We start from the raw sequence: 818 nt of genomic DNA, 5'->3' as shown, positions 1-818 counted from the left end.
GAATCCATTGGTTAGTACAATTAATAACACAGCTGTCTTTACACCCATACCTGGAATACTTTTAAGCAAGGTTAATTGTTGTTGTGGGTAATTTGGTTAATTTACCAATTTTTGGTATTTTTGAAGAAAGAATAGAAAAATGAGTAAAAATACATCCATATCACTAGGGAATTATTTTGACCAATTTATTAAATCTCAAGTTTCAGCAGGTCGATATAAAAACGTCAGTGAAGTTATCCGTGCCGGACTTCGCCTCTTGGAAAACGAAGAAAGTAAAGTCATTGCATTAAAGAATGCTATCCAAGAAGGAATTGATAGTGGAATAGCACATGACTTTGACTGGGAAAAAAACCTCGAGGAATTAAAAGCAGGAAAGCGAGCCAATGGCTAAATTCAAACTGACCAATAAAGCCGTATCGGACTTAAACGGAATTTGGGAATATACATTGGAAAAATGGTCGGAAAAACAAGCAGATAAATATTATCAGGAACTAATGGAGTCCTGCCAAGATATCTCTGAAAGTCCGAATTCTGGAAAAAATTATGACGGAATTACCACCTCTCTATTCGGATTTAAAGTAAATAAACATATTGTTTTCTATAGACTAGTAAATTCCAACTATATTGAAATTACAAGAATTCTACATGAAAGAATGGACTTGAAAAGCAGAATTGAAGAATAAAAAACTACCCACAACAACGTGTATAGTTAATTGCTAGAGTTTAGTCAGTTCCCGTCGAGAAAATCTCAAAATTTCCCTCAGATTCGTCCCCTTTTGCTATCTTAGTTGCTAAGCGCAACTAATCATACACAAACA

The 818-nt window shown here is 34.4% G+C and carries 2 protein-coding genes; both read left to right on the top strand.

Features of this window, described 5'->3' with window-relative positions; translation table 11 throughout:
* The first annotated feature begins 139 nt into the window (after positions 1 to 139).
* Positions 140 to 391: a type II toxin-antitoxin system ParD family antitoxin gene (locus AC1EU5_RS15995; RefSeq protein WP_480193422.1), complete on the top strand. Its 252-nt coding sequence runs from the start codon at positions 140 to 142 to the stop codon at positions 389 to 391.
* Positions 384 to 683 carry a type II toxin-antitoxin system RelE/ParE family toxin gene (locus tag AC1EU5_RS15990; protein WP_480193421.1) on the top strand — a complete coding sequence of 100 codons (300 nt, stop codon included), beginning with the start codon at positions 384 to 386 and terminating at the stop codon, positions 681 to 683. The genes AC1EU5_RS15995 and AC1EU5_RS15990 overlap by 8 nt, the downstream gene beginning before the upstream one ends.
* The last annotated feature ends 135 nt before the right edge of the window (positions 684 to 818 follow it).

This window comes from Maritimimonas sp. 2405UD52-3, assembly GCF_056591715.1.
Note: the sequence above shows the minus strand (reverse complement) of the source record. Positions and strands in the feature narration are given on the sequence as shown.